This window comes from Cylindrospermopsis raciborskii Cr2010 (assembly GCF_003367075.2).
Classification (GTDB): domain Bacteria; phylum Cyanobacteriota; class Cyanobacteriia; order Cyanobacteriales; family Nostocaceae; genus Raphidiopsis; species Raphidiopsis raciborskii.
This window is the reverse complement of sequence record NZ_CP065936.1, coordinates 1263427-1289873: the sequence shown is the minus strand read 5'-3', so window position 1 is coordinate 1289873 and position 26447 is coordinate 1263427. Positions and strand designations below refer to the sequence as shown.

Below are 26447 nucleotides of genomic sequence, written 5' to 3'. Positions count from 1 at the left end.
AATTCATGAGTCATTTTTAAAATGACCCATGAAAACTTAATTAGGTCTAAGGGGGAATGCTTAACCCACACTTGTAACCACGAACCCTTACACAAGCTTTAATTTAATCAGACTAGGTTTGTTTGTACTTGCCACCTTTGGCAGGATCTGACCAGTCGCAAGCAAATCCCTTGGTCTCTTTCACATATTGATTCCAGGGAATAGGTTCTACCGGTGCAGGGGTAGAATAAATAATATTAAACAAGCCATCATCTCTAACTTCACCAATACGCACAATCTTGGATATATGATGGTTACCATTCATGGTCACTTTACCTTCGGGTGCATCTATGGTTTGACCATAAGCAGCTTGGCGCACCTTGACTAAATCCGTACTTCCAGCTTTTTCTACCGCCTGTTTCCAAAGGTAGACGGCAATGTAAGCAGCTTCCATAGGATCATTAAGTACCCTATCTGCACCATATTCCTTCTTGAAAGCCTCTACAAACTTTTTGTTGGCTGGTGTATCTACAGTTTGGAAGTAATTCCAAGCTGCATAATGTCCTTTTAAGTATTCCACTCCAATGGCCTTAACCTCTTCTTCCGCAATACTCACGGACATAGATGGATACTTCTCTGGGGTCAAACCCGCACCTTTTAATTGTTTAAAAAATGCCACATTACTATCCCCGTTTAAGGTATTATAAATTACTCCACCTTTGGGTAGGGCCTGTTTAATTTTGGCAATGATAGGAGTAACTTCCACATTACCCAGGGGTAAATAATCTTCACCAACTGTTTTACCACCAAGTGCTTCTAATTGAGCTTTAATTATTGTGTTAGCAGTGCGGGGAAAAACGTAATCTGAGCCAACTAGAAAGAATTCCTTACCCTTGTTTTTCAACAACCAGTCCACAGAAGGTTCGATCTGTTGATTGGGAGCTGCTCCGGTATAAAAAATGTTTTTAGAACATTCCTGACCCTCATACTGTACAGGATACCACAGCATGTGATCTTTTTCTTCAAACACTGGCTTGACGTTTTTACGACTAGCAGAGGTCCAGCAACCAAATACTACAGCTACCTTATCTTGTTCAATTAGTTTAGTAGCTTTTTCTCTGAAAGTATCCCAGTTAGAAGCGCCATCTTCCGTAATGGCTTCAATCTGTTTACCTAATACTCCCCCCTGAGCGTTAATTTCCTTAATTGCTAGGTTTTCTGCGTCTACCACACTTTTTTCACTGATGGCCATTGTACCACTTAAAGAGTGTAAAATCCCTACCTTGATGGTGTTACCACCTGCGGAGGAATCAGCGGGTGTAGTTGTTTGTGTATTATTAGCACAAGCTTTAAGTAATACGGAGCTACCAAGAGCAGCAGAACCATAGATGAGGAATTTTCTCCGGTTAAATTGTGTAGTCATAACTATTGATAAATTTTGGGTTTAATCTTTAGACAACAGATATTAGTATGGAATTTTACGAGAAAAAAGTGTACAAATTTACAATTTATTAATTTTCTGGTAAAAAGTTAATCAGACTTTACTTACATACAATTATACGAAGCAAGAATATACGACTTTGGCTAGAAGTTGAAAAATATCAATCCCTTTAAAATTTCAGTTCATGGACTAGAGTTGATCAAGTCATGGATTCGCAATCCTAAGTGAGTTGGTAAACATCAGTTAAATCGGAGCAATTATCATGACTATAACTGGATTAGATACCTTTGATGCAACTTTACACAAAACAATTCCTTGGATCAATGATTTAGCAAAAGAGTTGGGTTGGGAAAATAAACACCAAGTTTTTCAAGGTTTACGAGCTACTTTACATGCTCTGCGCGATCGCCTGACAGTGGAGGAAGCTGCTCATTTGGGGGCCCAATTACCTATTCTTTTAGGTGGATTTTATTATGAAAATTGGCGACCTGGTGCAAAATTACCCAAGGATAGAACTAAGGATGCTTTTCTCCAGCACATTCGTGACTATTTCCGCAATGTTAATGCTGACATTGACCCAGAAGTTTTGGTGCGTGCTGTTTTTAAAATTATTGCCCAAAGGATCTCCCGTGGGGAAATTGAAGATGTGGTAAGAATACTACCCCCTTGCTTGCGAGAACTTTGGCCAGAAGCGGTACGAACTTAATTTTTGCCTTTATTTTTCACTTCTCCCTGGTGTTTGAACCTGGGGAGAAGTCAAGTAGATGTTTAGCAATTCTAAACATCTCCTTACCAGTATGCAAATAACGATCATCATAACTCAGGGGAAAATATGCCAATTCTTCTAATCCGTCACTAACCTGATTTAGAGCATAATAAAGATGAGCAGCAGATGTGGCTAAACTGGGAGGATTAGGTAAAGAACGAAAGGCGGTTTGGGCTTTTTTTAACTTGTCTCGACAAGTATCTAAATATGCTTGAAATTCATCTATTAATTGTTCGTCAAAGGGATCCGCTGCTAAATCTTCTAGTTGCTGCTCTAGGGAAGACACTATACTACAAAGCCAACGATTAATTGGTTGATAAACTAACTTTAACCACTCTTCTACCTTTTCATCTGCTTCTTTTCCCCCTGGTTTTTTAGTTTGGCGTGGATTTTCCCTATTTCCAGTGCGTGGGTGTGATGTGTTCCCTATTTGTTCATCATATTTTACCCTCTGCTCAACATCACTTAAGACTTCATAAGCTGCATTAATCTTAATAATCTCTTCGTGGTCAGCAGTATCCTGATTACTATCAGGGTGGAACATCTTGACTAGTCGGCGATACGCTTTTTTTATTTCAGCAGCAGTCGCCTTATTGTTTATTTGTAGTGTTTGATAATGATTCGAATCATGCATGATTGAGCGATCTGGTGGCGGATTTTTTTATCTGGTGGTAATTTGATTCCTTAGGGTATTTGCTATGGTTTTCTGATTTTGTGCCCCCTTCCCCTAACAATAGGTTAACTGATTTCCAAATCTTGGAATAGGGGTGTGCTTAGGTATCTTTCCCCAAAACTAGGTTGAATCATGACGATTAAACGCCCTTGATTTTCCGGACGTTGGGCCACACGAACCGCTGCACATAAAGCAGCTCCACTAGAAATTCCAGATAATAAACCCTCCTCCCTAGCTAACCTCCGACTAAAGGCGATCGCCTCTTCATCAGTTACAGCAATTACCTCATCAATTAATTCTACCTTTAATACTTGAGGAATAAAACCAGCTCCAATTCCCTGAATTTTATGGGGCCCAGGTTTACCACCAGATAATACTGGACTATTTGCTGGTTCCACTGCGATCGCTTGGAAACTGGGTTTTTTTGACTTAATGAACTCAGCGACACCAGTAATAGTACCTCCGGTTCCCACACCGGAGATAACCATATCAACCTGACCATCAGTATCTTGCCAGATTTCTTGAGCTGTTGTTTCCCAGTGTATTTTAGGATTAGAGGGGTTACGGAATTGCTGCAACATATATGAGTGTGTGGTTTTTTCCACAATTTCTTGGGCCTTACGAATAGCGCCACTCATTCCTTCAATACCTGGTGTGAGTTCCAACTGAGCGCCATAAGCCCTTAACATTGCCCGCCTTTCCGCACTCATGGTTTCTGGCATTGTTAAAATTAACTTATATCCTCTTGCGGAAGCTGCCATAGCTAAGGCGATACCCGTATTACCAGATGTTGGCTCCACCAATACTGTTTTACCAGGGGTAATTAAACCTTCTTTTTCCGCATCATTGATCATACTAACACCAATACGATCCTTGACGGATGCTGAGGGGTTCATACTTTCCAACTTAACCACAATTTGTGCATAACAACCTTCCGCTTGGGGAATATGGTTTAACTGCACTAAAGGAGTTCTACCAATTAGTTCCGTAATGTTTTTAGCAATCTGCATCATTTTCCTTCCTTTAAATCAAATATAGTACATGATATCTAACTGTCTTCTGAGGGTTCTTTTTTCACAAAGATCTTCCAGGGAGTATTTTTCCAGGACTAAATTGGCAGCTTGACGAGCTTCTTTCCAAATCTCATCAATAATCCCACTATCAGCAGTTTTGGGGGCAGTTTTCGGGTTGGTATTATCTTCTGCTATCTTGATATCTAAACCTTCTAAACATTCCAAAATATCAAGAAGAGTGATTTTTCGTGGTTCTCGCGCCAAGAGATAACCACCTTTAGACCCTCGTTGGCTTTTAATAATACCTCCGCGTCTCAAAGTAGCCAGTAACTGTTCTAAATACCGGTCTGGTATGTTTTGTTGGTTAGCGATTTGTCGAATTTGCATCGGTTCACCATTTTGGTAATGGGTGGCCATTTCTAATAACGCCAGAATTGCGTATTCAGATTTACAGGATAGTTCCACGGGATGAAATTTTTACAATAAAGGAACAAAACAAGAAAATTACTGAACTTTACACTTGCTTATTCTTATTGTACTCCACTTGTTCCATGGAGAATCGGGGAAATCTTACAAGTCAAGGTCATAAAAAAACCCGCCTGGGGACGGGTTCTAATCTTAATGCTAATAAATGATTTAGAAAGAAAACTTTGTTCTTAGCGTACCAATAAAAGTATCTGGTTGATTATCGTTTTGACCAATTGCAGGTAGCCAAACTAAACCAGGAGTAACGGAGATGTGGTCAGAAACCTGATACCTATAGAAACCTTCAATTTGGTAGGGAATATTCCGATTTCCTACACCACCATCATTACTAAAGGAGTAGGGTTGGGCTCCGCCAAAAATTCCCAAAACGTTCCCTTTTTTACCCATATCAGGTAGTGCTACACCCATGCCATAACTCCACGCTTCATAATCATCATTCACCCCAAAGCCAGTGATATCATGGTAGGAAATAAAACCAGTAATGGCTAATTTATTAGTGGGGTGGAAAGCTGCGGACAGTCCGTAGGAATTACTGGAGGAAGCGCTAATTTGGGAACCAGTTAGGGCACTGTGACCCAAACTATTGGCTTGAGGAGTACCCACCACTGCACCATTATCCCGTCCCGAGTCGAATAGGGTACTACCCACCCCATGATAACCATGTACGTAAGTAGCAGCCAAGGCTAAACGATTACTCAAGTTGAAGTTTAACTGACCCAGAGCTGCATAGTTACCATCAAACAAACCACCTCCACTAGCAGGGTTTTCCGCGCCAGAGGTTCTGTTTCCCGAGGCTAAGTATCCTATACTCACGGAGCTGGATTTAACCCCACTACCACCTTCACCCAGAGGTATATTTACCGCAACACCCGAACCACCTCCAATCCGATAAATGGGGTTTTCAGCCGTAAATGTACTTAGACTACCATCATCATTTTTATCAGAAAAATAGGGATTATTAACTCTTACATAATCACTATGTTGACCACCTGTAGCTGCTAGATAAATCCGCGCCCTACCTAAAGGTGTTTGATAGGTGAGTTGATCCAGTTCAACGTTATTACCTGGATTAGTTTTGCCAATTTCAAAGGTTTGTTTAGTTTCCCCCGTATTGCCAAATCCCTGGGCATTACCCGCAGTTAAACGGGTATCTAACACGTCTTTACCGGTAAAACTGCTTTGCAGGTTCAAACGGACTCGATTTTGCAAAACTGTCTCTCCAGGAACAGAATCATTTCCTGAAGAATCAGTGAGGACAAAAATTGCCTCACCTTTTAATTTAGTGGTGGTGGAGAATTGATTAGCTTCTAACTGCGCAGTACGCTCTTCCACAGTATCTACACGACTACGTAAAGTTGCTAGTTCAGCGGAGAACTCCTCTTGCAATCGCTGTATAGTAACTAAATCTTGTTTAGTCACCATATCTGCTGTTGCTGTAGCGATTAATTCATTTACTCTCCCTAAACAGGAATTTAATGCTGCAGCAAACTCATAACGGCTTAATGCCCTTTTACCACGAAAGGTACCATTTGGATAACCAGAAACACAACCATAACGTTCTACCAGGGACTGTAATGCTTGAAACGCCCAGTCTGTAGGTTGAACATCGGAAAATTGAGAAACAGGGGTAAATTGAGCTAGTTCTGAAGAAGATTGGGGAGCTTCTGTGGTAGAAGCGATCGCTGTTCCAGACGCTAACAGCGCTACTCCTAAAACCGCAGGACTAACTACCATGGATTTCCACACAAAATTATTAGACATTTCTACTATTCCTCACACCAAATACAAATCGGTTTACCCATGTAATCACATCTTGTGATGTATTTTGAAGTGGCAGATTTTGTGATCACCTGATTTACCAATAAATGAAGCGCAGAAGCGTTAAGGCAATTTAACGCCTTTATTTTGGCACCGTGGGTTTTCACACTTGTAGAAGTGTATTTTCATTATATTTGAGCTAATGCTCCAGTTATATTAAATCTAGCACAGAATTGGAGTTTATTCTTTTGTTGGTTATTTATTAATATTTTGAGAATTTAGTAAAGTTAAGGTTCCCCTGGGGAGTTAATTTACCAATTATATAATCTGCTACCACAGTTTCACAGCATTTATCTTGCCAAAAAGTTAATGACTTATGGTGCATTTCTTGCATCAAATCTTGATTATCTAATAGCTCTTTTAAGACCTTGGGTAATTGTTGCCAATTTTTGATTTGAATTGTTGGCACTCCTTTTAAATACCAGCGGTCAGGTAATGCTTCGGTTACCAACACACAGCCATATTTCATACCCTCAAATAAACGGGTTGTTTCCCAGGATGTTCCCCTAGGGACAACACAGATTTTTGTATCCATCATCAGTTGACTGTAACTCTGGTCATCTTGTTTACTTCTCTCGTGGTAACCACCTGTCATGGATAATTCTATTTTCAGTTCAGGATAGTTATCTTGCAACTTTTTCAGGGTTGATAACATCAATTCTCGAGATAATATTTTAGGGGTTCCTAACCAGAACTTGACCGACATAATTCCGTAATTTCTGTGCATTACACTCCCGGAAAAATAGGTGTCATAAATCCGCTCCTGGATATTTTTAATGGGCAGATATTCTGATTTATTATACCCTAGGGGAACATCATAAATTGGCGGAATTTTTTCTTGACCTAATAACCAGTGTTTAGATTTATGCCAACGGTAATTTATCCACCCGGGTATACCAACAAATAGAATTCTTAAAAACTGAATTAATGTCAGTAAGTTCAAACGAGAAGGCTCTAAAAAAGGATTACACCCTAGAATAGTCTGGGTTCCTATACACTTAAATACCGCTCTGACTTTATGAGCATAGTTGGGTATACGATACCATTCATCTCCCAAAACAAAAACCACAACATTGCTTCCGTATGATGGTAGTTCGTCAATTTCACTCCAGGTGATATAAAAAATTAGACCACTGAGCAGACAACTTTGTTCTATCTTCTGAAATATTTGCCCAAAATAACTAGTCAGAGCAAATTCTATGGGTGGTTTAGGATCATATATATTCCATGGAATTGGACTTTCATGTTTACTAACATAAAGATAATACTGATTAGCTATGTTATTCATAAGTGCTATCTTTTTCATGGATAAGTTTATTTATCTGCCATAAGTAGGGAGGCACAATTATTTGTAGGATGGGTTTTATACTTCAACCCAACCTACGTTCATCTTATATTTAATTCCAACCACCCACTTATTCTAATTTTTTCTATGAGGATTTTCAATAGACAGGAAACTTATCATTTACCATTATTAATTATTTATAATTTTATTTATAACCTTATTTATAGTTTTTAAAAAATCAGAACACCCTTCAATCCGGTTTCTTTAAATCCCATGACTCTTACCCACCACCCAATGACGACGGAAAAACCTGGCTAGAGTTGACTCCTCTAATGTTAAACAAATAGGTCTACCGTGGGGACAGGTGCGGGGATTACGGGTGCGTTGCCAATCATATATCAATTGTTCCATTTCCACTAAGGTCATAGGTGTACCATTGCGAATCGCAGTTCGACAAGCAACTGCAACTTTGGCAGCTTCTAGGTTTCCCCCCATGCTCAATTCTAACAATGCTTCTCCACAGTCTTCTCTATTTTTTAACATCTCCGGTACACTGCGTACCGCCCATAGGTTTTCTCCAAAACATTCAATATCTAAATTAATTTTTTCCAGTTGTTTGACCTGTTCGGTAGATAATTGATAAAGTACAATAGGAGATTCTACAGGTACAATTTGCCATTGATCACAGAGTCTTTCGTATATCACTCTTTCATGGGCTATATGTTGCTCTATTAACCACATACCTTCTGAATATTCGGCAACAATATAGGTGTTACTTGCTTGACCAATTACTTTTAAGTCTATTAAATTTGATCCTTTGTTCTCTTCTGGGTTAGAATGGGAAAAATTATAATCACCCTTGGTTTCAGCCAATTTGAATAAATTGGTTATCCTACCTGTCTGCACCGACTCTTTGATAGTAGAACTAGCAATGCTAAATGCTTGATCAATACTCTCGGTAACTTTTTGTTGCCAATAAGTCATTTTGTTCAGGTAAATTTCGTTTTTGGCGGGGTTGCGATTCCAGTTAATTTGATCCGGTTGGATAGTCAAATGTACAAAACAAACTGGATAGCGATCGCGTGGTAGGGTTTTATAAAATGCTCCAAAAACCGCCTCTTCTAGCTCTGGTGACTTGACTATTCTACCATTAATGGCTATTTTCACCCAGTCAGGTTTGTGTCGATGACACCGATCAGGTAAGCCCACTACTAAGTTAATTGTCGAGTCTAATTCTGGTATTGTTAAATTTATTCCTTTTAGATCACCTGGCTTAACTTGATTGAGAATTTGCGGGATTATTCTTTCCACAGCAGGTGCTGGGTAAATTGTAAACCATTCCGTTTTATCTTGCCATACCTGATAGGTTACCTGGGGATGACACAAAGCAATTTGCTGGATTGTCGCTTGGACTTTTTTTAACTGCTGATTTTTATTTGGTAATCCTTGTCGACGTTCAGCATAGTTACCAAACAAATTATCCACCGTTACTACAGTACCAGGTGCGATCGCCACTACTTCCGTTTTAGTCACATTGCCATTTTTATTGTAAACCACCCGCCATCCTTGGTTTTCTCCTGCACAGCGACTGAAAATTTCCAGTTCCCCCAAGGTAGTTAAGCTATGTAGTGCTTGACCACGAAACCCCAAAGTTTTAATTTTCCATAAATCAGCAGCATGGTGGATTTTGCTTGTACTATGGGCGATCGCAGCTTGTTCTAAATCCTCCAGACTCATTCCCAAACCATTATCTGTGACGCGTACTCGCCATTGTTCTGGATACAGGGAAATAACTATGCGTGTTGCACCTGCATCCAGGGAATTCTCCACCAACTCCCTAACGACAGCACTTAGACTATCAATTACTTCTCCCGCTGTGATTAAATAAACTACTTCCGTTGGCAAAGATTGAATCATAGATAGTGTAACTGACAATTAGAGGAATTTCAATTAATAGCAAAAAAAACAGAACTAGAAAATTATTTCTGATAGATTGCGTTTAAAGTTATAAGCAAAGCCAGCTTATGAGTAATTTAACTGCTGAAGCTAGTGAATTGATAGCCCGTTTGCGATGGGGACAGCCCGCATTAACAATTGTTGACCTGCGCGATCGCCCCACCTATAATCATCATCGAATAACCGGAGCGATTTCCATCCCTTTGGGAAATTTAGCCGAACGTGCTAAATCCAGTATACATCAAGACCGTCAAATTTACGTTTACGGTGAAAATGACATGCACGCCACCCAAGGAGCTAATATTTTGGAGTCAGCTGGATTTAGGAATGTAGGGATTATTTCCGGGGGTTTACCAGCTTGGAAAACATTTGGTGGACCCACGGAAGGATTCAAACCGTAGGAGGAGACAGGGAATGAATTCCCTGTCTCCAGGTTGCGAGTGCTGCGCGAGCTCCCGCAGGGAGTGCTGAGCAATCGCTCGAGGATCTAATCACCCAACAAAACCCTAATTGCTCTTAAAGCTTGGCTGCGTTTACCATTACTAACTTTAGCAAACCAATAATGAGATTCCTCATAACTCATAGCTTGTATTCCCTGGGCAATATTACTTATTCTTTCTGCTTTTGAAAGCGGTTGTACAGTCTGAAATAATAAAGCTAGGTTCACTCCCGTTTCCTCGTTTAATACATAATGAGCTTGCCTATTATGCGTTAAAGTCTTTGGATCGTAGTTATTCGCTTTCAAACAATCATAAACCATCTCCCGAACCTGTACTAATATACTACTTTTTAACCTGCCAATTCGTTTAGCAGCAGGACGTTTCTTTTCTCCTGCTTTTTTATAGGCACATTGATATAACTCAACAGCAAAGTTATTATTATCCGTGGGCACTATTCGCAACTGAAATTCCTGCATGTGAAAACTCTTAATAGGTAACTTTGGCAACTAAGTTCAAATTGTCTACTGGATTCCGTTCCAGCGATTTTTGAAGATCTCTTATTTCTCCCCCTTCTACCATACATAATTGGTGACAAAAATTTAAACTCCAATTTCAATAGTAGATCTGCTTTCACCAGGGGATTATTTAAAAAACTAAGCATTATTCCCTGAAAAACTTTAAATCCTTTCTCTGGTCCTTGGTACTCCAATCTCACAAACTGCTCCTCTAAGCTAATTGTGGCTATATGGTTGATATACAGAGGTAATTTGGCTACTAGAGGAATAGCTGTAAATAACTTCCTATAGTCCATGGGTTCTGTCACAGAAATTTCTATTTCTTGAATTCCCGCTGGTTTATTGTCCTTAATAAAATCACTCAGTTTCACAAAGCTACTATTTACCGTTCCTGCATAGCTAAATATTAATGGTTTGACCGCAAAAATACTTCCTGATTCTGCTGCACTAAATCCTCCAACTGTAGTCTTTCTCGTGCTATCACCATACCTCTCACCTTCATTACCACCTCCTCCTATAAACGCTGTGGTTTCCTTCTCCAAAATTTCCCCATTCCCATAATCCACAACTATTTTAAAAATTGTGGTTTCCCCAATCTCAGTGCTATATTCATCCCGGGGTCGAAACTCCTTATCAATAATCTTTCCATTTTCATACATTTGTACCTTCAACCCTCCCGATGCTCTCCACCCCACTCGAACAGGTTTTTTCATATCCTTACTAAACATCACCTGCGCACTTATTTCAATCTCTCTTGGTTTTGGCAGTTCTAAAATCCCCGGACGATACAACTCCACTCCCTCCGAAAACTCTATAGAATCAGGAACTTTCAAGTTTTCAGCTTTAATAAACACCTTCTCTCCAATTTTCATATCCCAGGAACCATCCAAAATCCCATTGCGAATGGTTTCCCTCAACTTACTTATTTCTCCGTCTAAAAACATCTTCAAACTCACATCCTTGAAAAACGCTTCTTTCATTTCCTTAGTTTTCCAATGATCAATCCCCGCTGGCCACACTTTTTGTACTATATAACTAGGTGCATAAGCAGCTGCATCCTCCATTCTAATCTTTCCACAATCTCTTAATTTCTTCAGCAACACTTCCTGCTGCTTCTTTTTAGCATCACCTGAATCCTGCGCAGGCAAAGTATAGTGCATTAATCCCTTTGGTGCTTTCACCCGATCGCTCTCAGGGTAAAATAGGTGACGGTAGGTATTGCCAATTGACACCCTTACATTTAACTTAAAATTGCCTTCCCTTTCCTTGAGCTTTTTCCGTTGACCCTCGGATAAATCCTGTAACTTATCAGCAGACCTCATTATATTTTCTATAGCAATATATTCCCTCATGTTATCCAAACTACGTTCTAACTCCTGCTTATTAGCCACCAGGAACAATAATCGATTTTTATAAATCCGGAATTTTCCCGATTCTCCCGTGTTTTCAAAAACTTTTTCCACTAAAGTGGGCGCAACTTGGGTAGTATCAGAAATAGTTGCTTCATCAAAATCTATTACACATAAAGCTATATAATCCGCCACATCATCCACATCACTGGGATTCACCGGACCAGAAACCAGTTTAAAACAATGATCTGCAAAAATTGTATCCCGTTCCCTTCTTAAACGTTCCTTCGTTTCTGTAGTAGTTACTTGCTCCTTTTCTTGAGCAATCACCTTATTGAGTGATGGTTCTTCTTTAAACCTAGCAGTAGATGTAAATTGGTCATAATCTAAATACCAAGCAACCTCTCCTAATCTCTCTAAAACCGTTTGTACAAAACCAATATCCATACCAGGTGTGAGCAAACATAAATTCAGTTCCGAAACCCGAATACCTGCTGCAGTCCCTTGGTTGATAGAATTAAGAAAAATAGTTCTGGTAACCCAGCTAGTAAAAGGTGGTTTGTCTGCTGCACTCCATTCCTTATCCTGTATTTGACTATGTGCTTCGCGACCATCTGGATTGTAAATATCTGCTTGGATAGGTATTCGCATCAGTGGTCTATCCAAACGAGAAGTTAAATCACTGGTGATTTCTTCCTCCATACCCAGGGGAATATGATGGGGATGGATCATAGGAATCCAAAAAGGTGAATTTTCACCCATTATACCTGAATTCTCGGCTAAATCTTCCAATTCTTGCCAAAGATAGCGAATAACTATAGCCAATAACCGTAATGCTCCCCTCGTGCGCTGGAAATTAGGAATGGATGCTATCTTCTTAGTCAGTAGATTAAATAGTTCAGGATGAAATGGATAGCTCTGTTCAATACTTTCAGCATAACTACTATCCTTACATCCACTAGGTAGATCTAATCGACTGTTCTTATAAACTTGCATATATTCCCTCCCAGCATCCCTTGCCGCATTAGAACATATACTACTAAACATTCTTTGCTTAACTATATTATATATCTCCACATCCGTACTAGGTTTGATAATTCTTTCCTGTCTAGCAGAAATAGAAAGAGCTTCCCTCACCTCCCTCGTTTCCTCTCCAAAACTGTCACTAGCGGAAGCCAGAGTATATACCAATACGATATTATTAGTAGAAGCAGCTAAATCCATGAGCGCAAACAAAAAAGCTATAACCTGTTTAGCCAAATCACTCTCACCTACAGTTATTCCTTTTGCCCTTCTCAAATACATTGCTACTTCATCCAGAATAATCACCGTAGGAGCATCCTGAATAATTCTTCTCAACACATCCGTTCCAGGACTAACTCTCATTTCATCCGCACCCTTGAGCAAGCTATAACCTTCTACTCCCCCCAATTGGTAAGCAATTTCTCCCCACAGAGTATAAGTCCTAATTCCCGTATCCCTATGAAACACCCCATCCGCAGGTTCTAAGTCTTGACAGGCAATAGCCCCAGCCTTAACCGCATAACTTGGTATAATTTCAATATTATCAGTAAATCTCTCTATACCGGGAATCTTTCTACCATGTTTAGCAATGTGCCATAAAGCTATTTCATCATGGGTTTTACCACCACCAAAGCTAGTCTCTAATCGAATGATAGGTGAACCTACCATATTTCCACTTAGTCTACCAAATACTTCGGTAATTAAATTTTTTAAGCCATCAGTAGCAAAAGTATTTTCAAAAAAGGTTTTCGGGTCATTATATACTTTAGGTGCTGTACCTTTTACTACCGATTCCAACTTAGCAGCGAATAGATCTAACGACAGTTCCCCTGCTAAAATTTCCTCCCGAGGAGCGCAGGTCTTAAATATGGTACTTACAGCAGTTTTCATGTAAATAAACCACAATGATTGAACCAATTAAGCGCATCCTCTGCTGTAATATAATTTACTGCACTTGTCATGGCCTCATTTAGGGCTTCTAATGTTCGTGCCTCCCGACTACGGAGAAATTGCTTTAATTTTGACCAACACAATTCTATCGGAGATAAGTCTGGAGAATAGGGGGGTAAAAACTTAACTTTTGCACCGACTGATTCAATTGACAATCTCACGCGCTCGGCATAATGAACCTTTAAATTATCCATAACAACAATAGCCCCTTTCCATAATTGAGGTACTAAAACCTGATTTACATAAGTGAGAAATACTTCTGTATTTGTGCTTCCCTCTACAGTCATTGCTGCCAGAATTCCATCCATATTTAAAGCCCCAATCAGAGAAATATTTTTGCCCTTGTTTCCTGGTACGCTACCAATTGCTCTTTGTCCATCTTGGCTTCTGGCAAACAACCTTGACATCCCTAAATTTATCCCCGATTCATCTAAAAACACTAAATTTCTAATATCAACTGTATCTACCCAACGACGATAATCATGCCTTAATTCTTGAACACGTGGAGTCTCCTGTTCACTGGCATTTAGACTTTTTTTTTATGACGTAGACCCAACTTTTCTAAGGCTCGATGCATGGTTGTGATACTAACACTAGTGCCCGTCGTTTCTCTCAGGCGATCGCACAATTCTGAAAGTAGTAAATCATTTTTCTCATCCAGCCAAGACTTGATCATGTTTAAATATTGGCCTGCAATTACAGGCTTTTCATATCCTCCACATTGCTTTGGCTCAACTTGCCCAGTTTCACGATAACGACGTACTAAATTTCTCACAAATGATAAGCTGACCTTGAATCTTTCTGCCAACTGGCGTTGAGATCCCTCTTGAGCAACCCATGCTACAATCACGCGATTACGCAAATCTATTGAATAAGGTTTTGGCATATAATTTGACAGTACTTCTACTCTATTTTAGTTTATTACCCTTATTATAGCTTATCTTATTTTGTAGTTTAACTACATGAAAATTGCTGTAACTTATAAAAATGACGAGCGTAATCACTAACAGCTATATACAGGGGAATTTCACTGAATGGTTCCAGGGCAATAGCATTATCTTGCACGATTCTTTTAGGTATATCCCGTTTTAATAAACCTCTTTTATAATATTGCCTTAAAGTCTCACGAGTATGACGAAACATTAAATCCTTTAAAGGAGTATTAGTAGTTAAAAATTGCCGAGAACCATTCAAAAACGACTCATCCCCCAGGATTTTTTTATAATTCAATATTTTCTGGGATTTGTGCCAAGTATCCTGAATTCTATAAGCTAACAGTTTATCTTGTTGTAAAAGTAATTGCTGTAAATTAGGGCAAGGTTTTCCCCCTTTTTGAAAATAGTCCCCACACATCAGCTGCCAAAAATCTATTAACTCTGGTTTAATGGACAGAGCTGAACATTGATTCAGACTTTCGAAATAATAACAAAAATTATCACTGTAACTCCAATGACCCTCTAATCCTAAAAGATTCAGTAAATCAAAAATCTCTATCACATCAATTTGCATAGGAGTAGCAGACAGCAATATTAAGGCTTGAGTCTTTTCTCTTAACCTTTGCATCAACCTTAAAAGCAGATTAGGAGTTTCCTTTCTATTTTGGGGACTTTTTCTTCTAGCATGATGAGCTTCATCCAGAATCACCAGATCCCAACAATCAGCTGCCAAAAGTTGCTCTATTCGGTCAGCTCTTCTCACTAAATGAGAAGAAGCAAGTATTAAATTCTCAGCATTCCAAGGATTCCCACAAACCCCCTGTTTACCCCTTTCACTCCTTTTCATTAAAAATTCACTTTCAACAGTTAAGGAACTTTGGGTGTAACTCCAAAAATGTAGATTAAAATTCTCCCTCAATGCTTTTTGCCATTGTGACTGTACACTAGCAGGACTCAAAATTAGGACACGTTCTATTTTCTTTGTCAACAATAGATAACGTATAATCAACCCTGTTTCAATAGTTTTACCCAACCCCACCTCATCCGCAATTAAATAACTTGTAGGAAAGGTTTCTCCCACCCGGCGTAATATTTTAATTTGATGTGGCCAGGGAGAAATAGGTATAGATTTGAGACAGTAATCTAAACACCCTGCATTTTGGTCTATATTTGTTAACTCCCTGAAACACTGTTTTTCCTCTTCCGTAATAAATGGAGTTTGTTCAACCCGTGCTTCACTCACACCTACCATATCTTTTTGGTGGTGTAGCATCTGTGAAAAGTCATCCTCTGGAACACAATCAAAATCTAGGTCACCAGTAGGTTGGCAAATAGGAGTATAGCGCAGTAATCTTTCTCGCACCGCATCCGGAATATCAAAGATCCGCACATTAGGGCAAATATCAAACCAAAGTTGCTCAAAACGACAAACCTCCTCCTCCACTCTATCTAGATCCCTTCCTCCCTCCCAAGAACAATACACATGAAACGACTCAACATTTTTTTCCCATCCCCCAATAGACTCATTATTCGACCCATTAAACACCAATTTATCACCATTAATATCAGTAAAAATCCCCACCTTCTCATGAAAAATATGTTTGGAATCTAACTGTTCTACATCAGGTAAACCATTTTGTTTGAGAGGAACAGCTATTTTTATATCCAGACATTCATTAGCAATTAACCAACTGAGAATTTCTAAGTGTTTTAACTGAGCGAAATTTTCTGGGGGAGTAAAACTAGCATCCAAACGCTCCCATAAAGCGTCACGCAAGGAATATCCTTTTTGGATAGCTTCCAAATCTTGTGAAGTAAACTCACATCCCATAATCAGACGCATTTTACCCCCATTATCAACCATTGTTCCCAAACCCCTAGCCACCCTACTCAGTATGTAACTACTAAAAAAACCCGACTTTCTATCATATTCAACAGCAGCAGATAGAGCAGGAATATAGAAATCAGCAATTGTATTGTCACCATTGCTAGAATAACTGATTTTCCAAGACTTATTCCGTAGACTTTTCACAAATCCTAAACCCTTTTATAAATAGATCTCCCCCAAAAAAATAACCCATAGCTCCAACCACAGACCAAAACAGTTTTTAAAAACCTCCATCACACCTAAAATAGAGGTATTTGAGTTGGCCCATCACTTGTTCCAGATAGATTAAATGGCAACTCCATTTGTTCATAAGACACCTTCGCCTTTATCTCATCCATAGCCAACCATAAATCCAATAACACCTTCTCCTCTATAATTCGTTTTCTTTCATCCTTTATCTGAGGAATCACCTTCAAAACCAACTCAAAAGTTTTCATAAAAGCATCCATACTCACCAACTCAGTATTTTTTAAAAACCTTCTGACAAACTCTATTTTTTGTTCTATTTGATAAATGCAAATTATAGCATGAATTCCATCTACCAAATTCACACCAGAAAACTCCCTATCTACTACAGAAAAAGCCCGTTTCTTCAACCTTTGTTCTGGAGTTAACAGCTTACAAAAACCACTAGCAGAATCCAACAACTTATATTTTTTCACCAAATCAGAAACATCAAAACCCCCCACAGCCAAAGCCAATTGTCTAGCTTCATCAAAAGGAAATTCTCGCGCTTCAAAAGTATCCCAAGCCAGAATATACCATTGAGTCAAAGTATCCACCCCATGAAAATCCTTCCCCGCCAACAACCTTTCTAATCGGTATGATACTATAGCTTGACGCACTTCTTCAAAAGCTGCTTTAGGCTCTACTTTAATTCCTGTACTATCCAATATAGAACTATAACGGGTAAACACACTTAAAGCACTACCATAAGCTGTCAAACATAAATCAATACCCGGAGGCTTAATTCTTTGACGGGGGTCTTCCACCCTATCCGGTGCAGGTCTAGAATCTGCAGTTAGGGAGCGTTCAATTTCTGGAGCTTTACTCAAGATAGTATTACGTAATTCCAGACGCACATCATCCCACCAACCTTGTTCAGCATGGGGATAACGTTTACGACACACTAATAGAACGGTGCTAGAAACCGCATTTTTTTGAGCCTGGTGGAGATTTTGAGGATTTTCTGTACTAACCGCCCAGGAAGCTGTAATTTCAAAACCAGCATCCATCAGAGACTTGGCTAAAATATCCCAAGCACCAGAATCTTTATGATTGAATTGAACAGTCATCACTCCATCATCACGCAAAACCCGGTGGTATTCAGCAAAAGCCATGGACATTTTTGCCTCATAGTCTTGATTCGCTAGGATTTCTGGGGATATTCCCATATTCCTAAACCGGGAAGGATTAGCGACAGCTTCTCTTTCTTTATCTGTTAGTTCCAGATAGAAAAGTTCGGGGAATATATCTCCTAGACTGCGTTTTAGCCACACATAGAAAAAGTCTGCTAGTTCCGCATATTGAATGGTTGAATAATAAGGAGGGTCGGTAATTATTGCATGTACTGATTTATCAGCAATATGTGTTAAGTTATCCGCTGATGCTGACTCTATTTGAATTGATTTCTTATCTATGGGAATATCATACTTTTCTGTCTTTCCCACATTTTTTCCTAATAATGAACAAAGACTTTTATAGTCTGAGGCAAAAACATCAGCACATGATCGCCACAATTGACCATCACCAGCTCTTTCTGGATAATTCCACATCAAGTTAAGTGCATGTTGGGATGATGCGCCTTCAGAACCTGCTCTGGGGGGATTCCAACGTCCTAATCTACAGTTTTCATCAACACATCTATCCAAAACCAAAGCCAAATAAGTTGATATAGCTTGTGATTTCTCCCATTCATATTCAGATTGAATCAGATTTTTCGCTTCATTTATAATTTCTAAATATGTTACTAGCGTCACCAGTTGCCTGGGATTAAAAAACTTACTCCAATCATTAATACCCATGGCAAATAACCTATGAGTTTCTTGACCATCTGTCACTTCTACATCCGGAAAAAATCCTTTAATCTTCCAGTCTTCAATTTCATGTTCTATGTAATTTTCAGCTTTTTTCACCCCCATAATATCTAAATCATTTGGTATTCTAAACTCCAGACTTCCCTTTCCCTTTTTATAAGCTACCGCATATAATTGATAGCCTAAACCTTCACCTTGAGCTTGCCTTTTAATAAAATCATCCTCAATTATATTCCCACAATTAACACACTTACCCACCCCCCTTCCAATAGTAGTTGTAGTATCCGGATCATATTCCCCATCATCTGTTGCAATCGTCGTCCCCTTCCCCTTTTTTCCCCTTATTAATTCAAAATCAACCCGCTTATTCTCACCATTACCAATCGGTTTTACTGCATACCAATCACTAGTCACTTTTCGTGCTTGTCCTTTACCACCATAATTACTAGTTTTACTTAACCACCAATTAGGACTTAAAGGAATAACAGACTGACAATGGGGACAAACAACCGTGTGGGCCCATAGGCGTTGCATAATAGAGGTATGAATTGAGGTAATCTACTGTGCATTGTCCAAACTGCGGGTCTTCCAAAATCAGAAAGAATGGCAAACGTCGAGGTAAACAAAATCACATTTGTGTTGATTGTGGTCGTCAATTTATCGATGTCTATAGTCCACCTAAAGGCTATTCAGAAGAAGTTAAACAAAGTTGCCTGCGCTCTTATGTTAACGGTATGGGATTTAGAGCAATTGAACGCGATAAAGGCGTTCATCATACAACTATTATTTACTGGCTAAAACAAATTGGTTCCATACTTCCAGATGCTCCACCAGGAAACACCCTTGGTAGGTGAGCTTGATGAGTTGGAGACCTTTGTGGGATCAAAAAAAAACAAAATATGGTTGTGGACAGCAGTAAATCACTTCCGTAAAAATATCCTGGCTTGGGTTGTGGGAGACCACAGCTCACAAGCATTTCAACCTTTGTGGGACATCGTTAAACTCTGGCAATGCTTTTTTTATGTTACTGATGGGTGGAGGGTTTATCCGAGTTTTATTCAGCCAGAGGATCATATTGTGAGCAAAACATATATGACTAGGGTAGAGGGTGAAAATACACGTTTACGTCACTACTTAGCGCGACTACATAGAAAAACGCTATGCTATTCAAAATCTGTAGATATGCTTAGGTATTCAATTAAATTATTACTTCACTATTTAAAGTATGAAGTAATACCCGCGTTTAGTTGATTCATCCCGCAAATATGCAACGCCAATTTGGGATATATTACTCCTATCCCTATAAAGTTTCCATTGATTCCACTTCCCAGAGGGAAGCGGGTTTTTTGACCTGAGTCAGTATACGACTCAGTCATATGCTGAGTTTCCATTGATTCCACTTCCCAGAGGGAAGCGGGTATTTAGTAAATTAGCGTCTTCAGGATTAATGACTTTTGTTTCCATTGATTCCACTTCCCAGAGGGAAGCGGGTACTGCCTCCCAATCCCGACATCCCTCAAGAGGGTTGTCACGTTTCCATTGATTCCACTTCCCAGAGGGAAGCGGGTAGCTTTAAAAGAACTTAAAGAAGGCCGCTCTGAACCTGTTTCCATTGATTCCACTTCCCAGAGGGAAGCGGGTCCTCTTCTAATTTAGCAAACCACTCCTGGTTTACTGTTTGTTCATGAAGTTTCCATTGATTCCACTTCCCAGAGGGAAGCGGGTTAAAGGTAATCAGTTTGAGCGTACCCTGGAAACAAGTTTCCATTGATTCCACTTCCCAGAGGGAAGCGGGTTGTAAGTTGAATTTAACAGGAGATTAAGGCTATGGAGTTTCCATTGATTCCACTTCCCAGAGGGAAGCGGGTTCTTTCTCCTTTCTCTTTCTTGCGGGTGCAGAGGAAAGTTTCCATTGATTCCACTTCCCAGAGGGAAGCGGGTTTCTATTGTCCTTATGTACCTGTAGTTTCCGTAGGGGTTTCCATTGATTCCACTTCCCAGAGGGAAGCGGGTCAACCGCTTCTACAATTTATGTATCTGTAATATCACTGTTTCCATTGATTCCACTTCCCAGAGGGAAGCGGGTGACACAAACTTACCGGGCCCCCACCCAAAAGTGGGAAGTTTCCATTGATTCCACTTCCCAGAGGGAAGCGGGTCAAAAATAAGGGTAAGAGGTAAAGCAAGGGGTAGGGGTGGTTTCCATTGATTCCACTTCCCAGAGGGAAGCGGGTCGCTTACTAGTTCCCTAACATACTTTGCTGGAACTAAAGTTTCCATTGATTCCACTTCCCAGAGGGAAGCGGGTGCTAACTGATCCTTTCCATAATAAAGTTTAAAAAATAGTTTCCATTGATTCCACTTCCCAGAGGGAAGCGGGTAATTTTCAGTATACGAGTAGTTGACAAATTTTTTGTTTCCATTGATTCCACTTCCCAGAGGGAAGCGGGTTGACGCAAAAACAAATTTCTGATGTGGTTTTTTTATGTTTCCATTGATTCCACTTCCCAGAGGGAAGCGGGTGTTTTCACCACCACTTTTATAGTGGTGTAGTAAATAAGTTTCCATTGATTCCACTTCCCAGAGGGAAGCGGGTTTATTAGATGCAGGACTGAGAGACATTCTATTTGAAGTTTCCATTGATTCCACTTCCCAGAGGGAAGCGGGTTGTCAAGTCAAGTCAAGTCTAGTCTGGTCTGTGTTAAGGTTTCCATTGATTCCACTTCCCAGAGGGAAGCGGGTTTGGGGTTATGTTTAGCAAAAAAGAAGAGCTTGTTATTTCGGTTTCCATTGATTCCACTTCCCAGAGGGAAGCGGGTTAAAGCCCCACCTAAACTGTGTCCACAAATTGTTAAGCGTTTCCATTGATTCCACTTCCCAGAGGGAAGCGGGTCCAAGGGACGAAAGTTCCGTTTCGTTGAAGTCGAAGTCTTGTTTCCATTGATTCCACTTCCCAGAGGGAAGCGGGTTGGTGGAGTCCACGTTTGGTTGCTCTCTGATCAACTAAACTTCGATGTTTCCATTGATTCCACTTCCCAGAGGGAAGCGGGTTAGTCTTGCACCGTTCCCCATGGAAAAAAAGTAATTGGGTTTCCATTGATTCCACTTCCCAGAGGGAAGCGGGTGAGGGTACATACCCATCGTATCGCCAACTTATGCCGAAAGTTTCCATTGATTCCACTTCCCAGAGGGAAGCGGGTCCCTCCATTTTAAGCCCTTGCCCTGACTGGTGTCTAGACCCACTTTGCGAAGGTCAGCAAAATTTCTCTCTTTTTCACCTCCACTACCCTCAAAATAATGGCTGAAACCCTTACCCCACAAGGCTGCGAGGTTCCCGACGAAATAATAGGCATTCCAGCGTTTTTTCTTGACCTTCGCAGTTCCTTCGTTAATTACTAGTTTTAGTGTCATTTGTATTACTTTACTTTTTAAATATACTTGGTTAATAAAATTTAAAATAAATCCTGGAATTCCCCTATTATAGAGGATTTATAGAATAATAGTCAATATTGTAGAACCAACAATATAATGTAACATTTAAATTTTCTAATGTCAGTCGTTTATTAGAGATTTTAGAGAACAAATCCAGCCAGGTTCTAGATGAGATGAAAAAACTATCCGAACCACTGTTTTTATTAACACTACTACTGGCGATCGCATGAGATTCAAAATACCCAATAGGCATCAAGTATAAAGTTTATAGTGGATTACTAGCACACCAGTATACCACAAAATCTATATATAAATATAGCAACTTAAAACATTAGCAAAATGGTAAAGTCTAGAAAACAGACTGTGTAAGAGCGATCGCCTATGAGGAGTGCTTCGCAATCGCCCATCTGCAAAAAAACACTGTACTAGGACAAATGTTACAATAGTAACCTGTAAGATGCGATCGCTTTTAGTCCCTTACTCTGACTGGTGTCCAGACCCACTTTGGGATGGCCTACCACTTCTCTGAATATACAAGGTTGAGTTTAATACGAAACCCAACAAACCCACGGGAAGAATTACCCCTAACTCATGGTTAAACTCACCTTGGGTTGAGAAAATCCAACCTAGATTACACTGTGATGCGATCCGCAGTTAATTCCAATTGAGGATATCAATATACCCGCGTACCTTATCATATTGCAGCCCTTATAAACAATTGATACGTTTATTCTTATCTATGGTATATATTATTATACTTGTTTTGTATAGTCTAAATATAGTACATAGGATTTTCTTGTGATCTTATTTCCCTTTCTTGACACAAGTCCTGCAAGGTGTAGCGACCTAGCACTTCTACTGAAGCTGTGTTGGCCCGCTCCCAAATTTCCCACACTAGGGTTTTCTCTATGGTCAAAACGTTGGCATTTCTCTTTTCATTCCTCTCCCCTTCTATCAAAGAAACTATCTCTAGCAAGCTTATCTCCCAAGGTTCACGCACCAACAAAAAACCCCCTTTTGACCCCCGCTGGCTTTGCACTACTCCCGCACGTCGTAATTGGGTGAGAATCTGCTCTAAGTAACGCTCTGGTATTGGTTGTTTGGCTGCAATGTCGCTGATCGTTAGAGTAACTTTCTTCCCGTGATTAATAGCTAGCTCTAATAGCGCTAACAGTGCGTACTCTACTTTGGCAGACAGTTCTAAAAGTCCGTAACTTTGACTATTTTCATCGTTGTTTAAAATACTATTGTTCATTGATTTGTCTATGGGTGTTTATGCGAAACTAGTTGCTTTCTTATTGATGATACTAAAATATCATAACTCTATCGGGTTTTAGTATTTTTGTCTACCCAGCGCAAAAAAACTAAAAATCTATCTTTTGGATCCTAATTTAATATATACTACGATTACTCAATCGACTAATTGTAATATAAGTAATAATGCCATCATCTACAGATTTAAGTCAATTATCTGCTAACGATCATCAAAGGTACTTTACTCGGCGATCGCTTTTACCATTAGATAATAGTCATCTTTGGCAAATAAATAGCGGTTTTGTTATGACTAATACATATTTGGAAGATGGAACAATGATAGCACTGGGGTTATGGGGTGCGGGGGATATAGTCGGTCAGTCCCTGACAAGAATAAAACCTTATCAAGCACAATGTTTAACTAACGTAGAAGCAAGCTTGGTATTTGCCCAGGACTGGAATCAATCAAAAACTGATTGGCTTAAGCACATTGAGCAAGCAGAGGAATTAATGGTAATTCGCGGTAATAAAAAGGTCGAAACAATGTTAATTCAATTATTAGTGTGGTTGTCGAGAAAATTCGGTTCTCAGGTAGAACAAGGACGTTTAATTGATATGCGGTTAACTCATGAAGATTTGGCTGGGTTGATCAGTTCTACTCGGGTTACTGTCACCCGCTTACTAGGACAATTAGAACAGGAAAAAGTCATTGAGAGAAAATCTCTTAATCGAATTATTGTCCATCAAGAAGATATTTGGTACTATGAGATTTAGAGTTCTAATTACCCAAGTGTGGTTCCAAAACCTAAGAGAAGTCTACACCTATAATCATATAATCATCCCAGATGGTTGGTCCTCAATCCAATCTGCGACATTGGTGAATTGCTTGTAGTCCACATTGGAGTTTGTTGGGTTTCGTCCCTCAACCCAACCTACAAGATTGCTAAGCTCCAGTTTCTAAGGTGGTTTTAAAGTATATTCTATTGCTAAGAGATGTATTTGGGACCAGATTCCAATTTTCTAGTTAACTCGTCTGCTTACCACGTCAGCTTGTATCTCATTCAATCGCATATCGCTATATTTTACATATTTTGTTTAAATAGGCTTTGATTATTTCCTATTTTTTTTACCTTTAGGTTCATAATTTAAACCTCGTAAAAACCTATCTAAACTTGAAGACTTACTAATAGAAATGTTTTCCTTTCCAAAGTTATATTTCAATTCTTTATATGATGTATAGGAATCTAGGGGTTTTATTGGCACACAAGCTCTGGATACAATACAAGCTTTGGTATTAACCTCTGGCACTAGATTACATGCATTGGATTGATTTAGCTTGGCATGAAAGTACTTGTATGTATTATTTATCTGCTGTATTGCGGTTTCAATATCTCTACCTTTTAATTCTATAAAACATATATTTCTTGTTGAATCCTTAGCGTAAAATACTATCAAATCACACATTTTCATACCCTGATTATCCAATTCCAAAACTCTTCTGAATTTACAATCTCTATTTGATTGATCATCTATATGAAACAACAAAATTAACTCGCCACTCTGGGGTTGCAATTCTATCTTAACTCCATTTTCTGAATAGCTATATCTATTTGGCAGTAAACAACCTGATAATAGTAAATAGTCAAAAAGCATCTGGAAATTACACCTTTCTAATAAAATAACGCTTTTACTAAAATATAACTAGAACAAAATATGACCGACATCGTCAGAAACATCGGCAAAAGTATCCCAGTCTATTTGCCCATTTTCATGCAATATGTTTTTGGCTGTTCCATCTTCAAATAAATATATTGAAACATTTTTCTGTGCAATAAAAGCATCGGTTCTTTCCAAATAAAATTTTTCTTTTATGGTATCTTTGTTCTCATAGTTGGCAGCTTTAATTAAATTAGAGATATGATTGACTATATAGGGACTGTGAGTGGTAATTAGGACTTTAATTCCTGCATTCACCAGCATAGCCAAAAACTCGGTAATTTCCACCTGTGCTGCAGGATGTAAATTCATTTCCGGTTCATCAATCACTAATAATTCATTAGGTTTTGCCAAGTAACGTAAGCACAAGTACAGAGGTGTCAATTCTTTAATCATAGATGAGGTAATGTGCATTTCTAATTTCACGTCTGGGATTGGCTCAAAAATAATTTCATTTACCAATGGTGATGAATTAAACTTAACATGGCCAGACAGAATATTTTCTTGTAAAAAATTCGCCAAGTCGATATATTTTTTTATCTGTGGGTCTTTTTCTGCTTCTTCATCTCTCTCTTGATCTGTTTTTATTACAGCACTTGCTATGACAGATGTTAGACTGTCAATAATACCACTTCTCGATCTTTTTGATCTTTTGAATTTCATGAGGTTTTCCATGATAGGTTTTTGTTCCTCTGGTGAAATTGTCTTCTCCATTTCTAGCTCCATCAGCTTGCTTAAATTCACAGAAAAAGGAAATCCTATATATGCTGTTCTTTCAGTGGGAAAGATATGAACATCAGCATAGAAACATTCATGGATTATTCCCAGTATAGTTTTTAAAAATAAGTCTCTGATTAGTAATGGAGGAAGTTTTAAGCTATCTTTTAAACTATCTCTATTACCCTCGTAAACCTGATAAAAATATATCTCTTCTTCATCCTGTTGCTTAAAAACTTTCAACCCTTGGTTCCCATAGTTCATCTCTTGCTGAAATGAAATTTGCCTGATTCTGGTTACTAAGTCTTGTTTTAATTCATTAATAGAAAATTTAACTTCCAGATTATTAAAATTTAGCCTGGATGTTCCCAGAAATTTTGATAACCAATTAGGGGACATTTTAGCAAGATCATTAACATACTTTTCTGCAAACTTCTGTGCAAAGTTGACCAGATTTATCTGACAACTGCCCGATTCTAAAAACTCCTGAATACTTTCTTCCAAAACATCATATTCTAAATTATACTGTTCCCGTTTAATTTTGTCCTCATATATTTGTAGATAAGACTTAAAACCATAGTTACTCACTATAGAAGCTATTGTATAAGCAGTCCAACTTTTACCAGTACCACTTCTACCAATAAATACTGTGAACGGACTTAATTCGATTTCTGCTTTTTGAATATTGCCTAAGTTAGAAATTGCCACTTTCATAATTAATTAAATGGGTAAGTACATGTACTGCAAATTCACTCAAACACCTCACATCTAGCC

Annotated in this window: 20 protein-coding genes and 1 CRISPR repeat array; of the genes, 4 read left to right on the top strand and 16 right to left on the bottom strand. The window is 39.0% G+C overall.

From position 1 onward, the window contains the following. Nucleotides 1-112 precede the first annotated feature (112 nt). Nucleotides 113-1402, bottom strand: a complete 1290-nt coding sequence (gene urtA / locus C6N34_RS05870) for an urea ABC transporter substrate-binding protein (protein WP_006276152.1) — start codon at nt 1400-1402, stop codon at nt 113-115. A 280-nt stretch (nt 1403-1682) separates the two neighbouring features. On the opposite strand from urtA, the gene C6N34_RS05865 reads away from it, so the two are divergent. After that, nucleotides 1683-2126: a DUF2267 domain-containing protein gene (locus C6N34_RS05865; RefSeq protein WP_057176934.1), complete on the top strand. Its 444-nt coding sequence runs from the start codon at nt 1683-1685 to the stop codon at nt 2124-2126. Nucleotides 2127-2142: 16 nt separating this feature from the next. Here C6N34_RS05865 and C6N34_RS05860 read toward each other — a convergent pair whose 3' ends face one another. The 6 genes from C6N34_RS05860 to mutL all read right to left on the bottom strand — a co-directional run bounded on the left by C6N34_RS05860 (nt 2143) and on the right by mutL (nt 9378). Further along, the gene (locus C6N34_RS05860) at nt 2143-2820 is read right to left on the bottom strand and encodes a J domain-containing protein (RefSeq protein ID WP_057176933.1); all 678 of its coding nucleotides are present in this window, start codon (nt 2818-2820) and stop codon (nt 2143-2145) included. A gap of 104 nt (nt 2821-2924) precedes the next feature. Next, a complete protein-coding gene (gene cysK / locus C6N34_RS05855) occupies nt 2925-3869 on the bottom strand; it encodes a cysteine synthase A (RefSeq protein ID WP_057176932.1) in 945 nt (314 codons plus the stop codon). Between the two features lie 18 nt (nt 3870-3887). Beyond that, nucleotides 3888-4337 (bottom strand): RrF2 family transcriptional regulator, encoded by a 450-nt coding sequence (locus C6N34_RS05850; protein ID WP_006276156.1) that lies wholly within the window; start codon nt 4335-4337, stop codon nt 3888-3890. Between the two features lie 171 nt (nt 4338-4508). After that, entirely contained in the window at nt 4509-6119 is a 1611-nt protein-coding gene (locus C6N34_RS05845; protein WP_115539426.1) for an iron uptake porin, read from the bottom strand. A 259-nt stretch (nt 6120-6378) separates the two neighbouring features. Then, on the bottom strand, nt 6379-7482 hold the full coding sequence (locus C6N34_RS05840) for a glycosyltransferase family 1 protein (RefSeq protein ID WP_115539427.1): 1104 nt from the start codon (nt 7480-7482) through the stop codon (nt 6379-6381). Nucleotides 7483-7725: 243 nt separating this feature from the next. Then, on the bottom strand, nt 7726-9378 hold the full coding sequence (gene mutL, locus C6N34_RS05835) for a DNA mismatch repair endonuclease MutL (protein WP_115539428.1): 1653 nt from the start codon (nt 9376-9378) through the stop codon (nt 7726-7728). Nucleotides 9379-9485: 107 nt separating this feature from the next. Between mutL and C6N34_RS05830 the strand changes: the two genes are divergently transcribed. Then, nucleotides 9486-9818, top strand: coding sequence for a rhodanese-like domain-containing protein (locus C6N34_RS05830; RefSeq protein WP_006276160.1), 333 nt, complete (start codon nt 9486-9488; stop codon nt 9816-9818). An 86-nt stretch (nt 9819-9904) separates the two neighbouring features. Here C6N34_RS05830 and C6N34_RS05825 read toward each other — a convergent pair whose 3' ends face one another. The 6 genes from C6N34_RS05825 to C6N34_RS05800 all read right to left on the bottom strand — a co-directional run bounded on the left by C6N34_RS05825 (nt 9905) and on the right by C6N34_RS05800 (nt 19088). Beyond that, nucleotides 9905-10333 (bottom strand): DUF7680 family protein, encoded by a 429-nt coding sequence (locus tag C6N34_RS05825; protein WP_115539429.1) that lies wholly within the window; start codon nt 10331-10333, stop codon nt 9905-9907. Continuing rightward, nucleotides 10309-13635 (bottom strand): ATP-binding protein, encoded by a 3327-nt coding sequence (locus tag C6N34_RS05820; protein WP_236107436.1) that lies wholly within the window; start codon nt 13633-13635, stop codon nt 10309-10311. Before C6N34_RS05820 ends, C6N34_RS05825 begins: the two co-directional genes overlap by 25 nt. Continuing rightward, nucleotides 13632-14147: an IS630 family transposase gene (locus tag C6N34_RS05815; RefSeq protein WP_074404718.1), complete on the bottom strand. Its 516-nt coding sequence runs from the start codon at nt 14145-14147 to the stop codon at nt 13632-13634. Before C6N34_RS05815 ends, C6N34_RS05820 begins: the two co-directional genes overlap by 4 nt. A gap of 74 nt (nt 14148-14221) precedes the next feature. Further along, nucleotides 14222-14581: a helix-turn-helix domain-containing protein gene (locus C6N34_RS05810; RefSeq protein WP_006279024.1), complete on the bottom strand. Its 360-nt coding sequence runs from the start codon at nt 14579-14581 to the stop codon at nt 14222-14224. A gap of 68 nt (nt 14582-14649) precedes the next feature. Further along, nucleotides 14650-16662, bottom strand: a complete 2013-nt coding sequence (locus C6N34_RS05805) for an SNF2-related protein (RefSeq protein WP_115538289.1) — start codon at nt 16660-16662, stop codon at nt 14650-14652. Nucleotides 16663-16757: 95 nt separating this feature from the next. Then, on the bottom strand, nt 16758-19088 hold the full coding sequence (locus tag C6N34_RS05800) for a DUF1156 domain-containing protein (RefSeq protein ID WP_181884002.1): 2331 nt from the start codon (nt 19086-19088) through the stop codon (nt 16758-16760). Nucleotides 19089-19117: 29 nt separating this feature from the next. Here C6N34_RS05800 and C6N34_RS05795 point away from each other — a divergent pair. Continuing rightward, nucleotides 19118-19805, top strand: a protein-coding gene (locus C6N34_RS05795) for an IS1 family transposase (protein WP_236107022.1) whose coding sequence is annotated in 2 segments (ribosomal slippage) — nt 19118-19381 and nt 19383-19805 — 687 coding nt in all. Because the reading frame shifts where the segments join, the coding sequence is not laid out codon by codon here. Nucleotides 19806-19861: 56 nt separating this feature from the next. Further along, nucleotides 19862-21754: direct repeats of the CRISPR family, unit length 36 nt; unit sequence GTTTCCATTGATTCCACTTCCCAGAGGGAAGCGGGT. Between the two features lie 1004 nt (nt 21755-22758). Here C6N34_RS05795 and C6N34_RS05790 read toward each other — a convergent pair. Continuing rightward, nucleotides 22759-23241, bottom strand: coding sequence for an RrF2 family transcriptional regulator (locus tag C6N34_RS05790; protein WP_115538128.1), 483 nt, complete (start codon nt 23239-23241; stop codon nt 22759-22761). Nucleotides 23242-23426: 185 nt separating this feature from the next. On the opposite strand from C6N34_RS05790, the gene C6N34_RS05785 reads away from it, so the two are divergent. Continuing rightward, nucleotides 23427-24014, top strand: coding sequence for a Crp/Fnr family transcriptional regulator (locus C6N34_RS05785; protein ID WP_115538127.1), 588 nt, complete (start codon nt 23427-23429; stop codon nt 24012-24014). Between the two features lie 336 nt (nt 24015-24350). Here C6N34_RS05785 and C6N34_RS05780 read toward each other — a convergent pair whose 3' ends face one another. Beyond that, a complete protein-coding gene (locus C6N34_RS05780) occupies nt 24351-24893 on the bottom strand; it encodes a hypothetical protein (protein WP_006278118.1) in 543 nt (180 codons plus the stop codon). Nucleotides 24894-24941: 48 nt separating this feature from the next. Continuing rightward, on the bottom strand, nt 24942-26387 hold the full coding sequence (locus tag C6N34_RS05775; RefSeq protein WP_115538126.1) for an AAA family ATPase: 1446 nt from the start codon (nt 26385-26387) through the stop codon (nt 24942-24944). Nucleotides 26388-26447 lie beyond the last annotated feature (60 nt).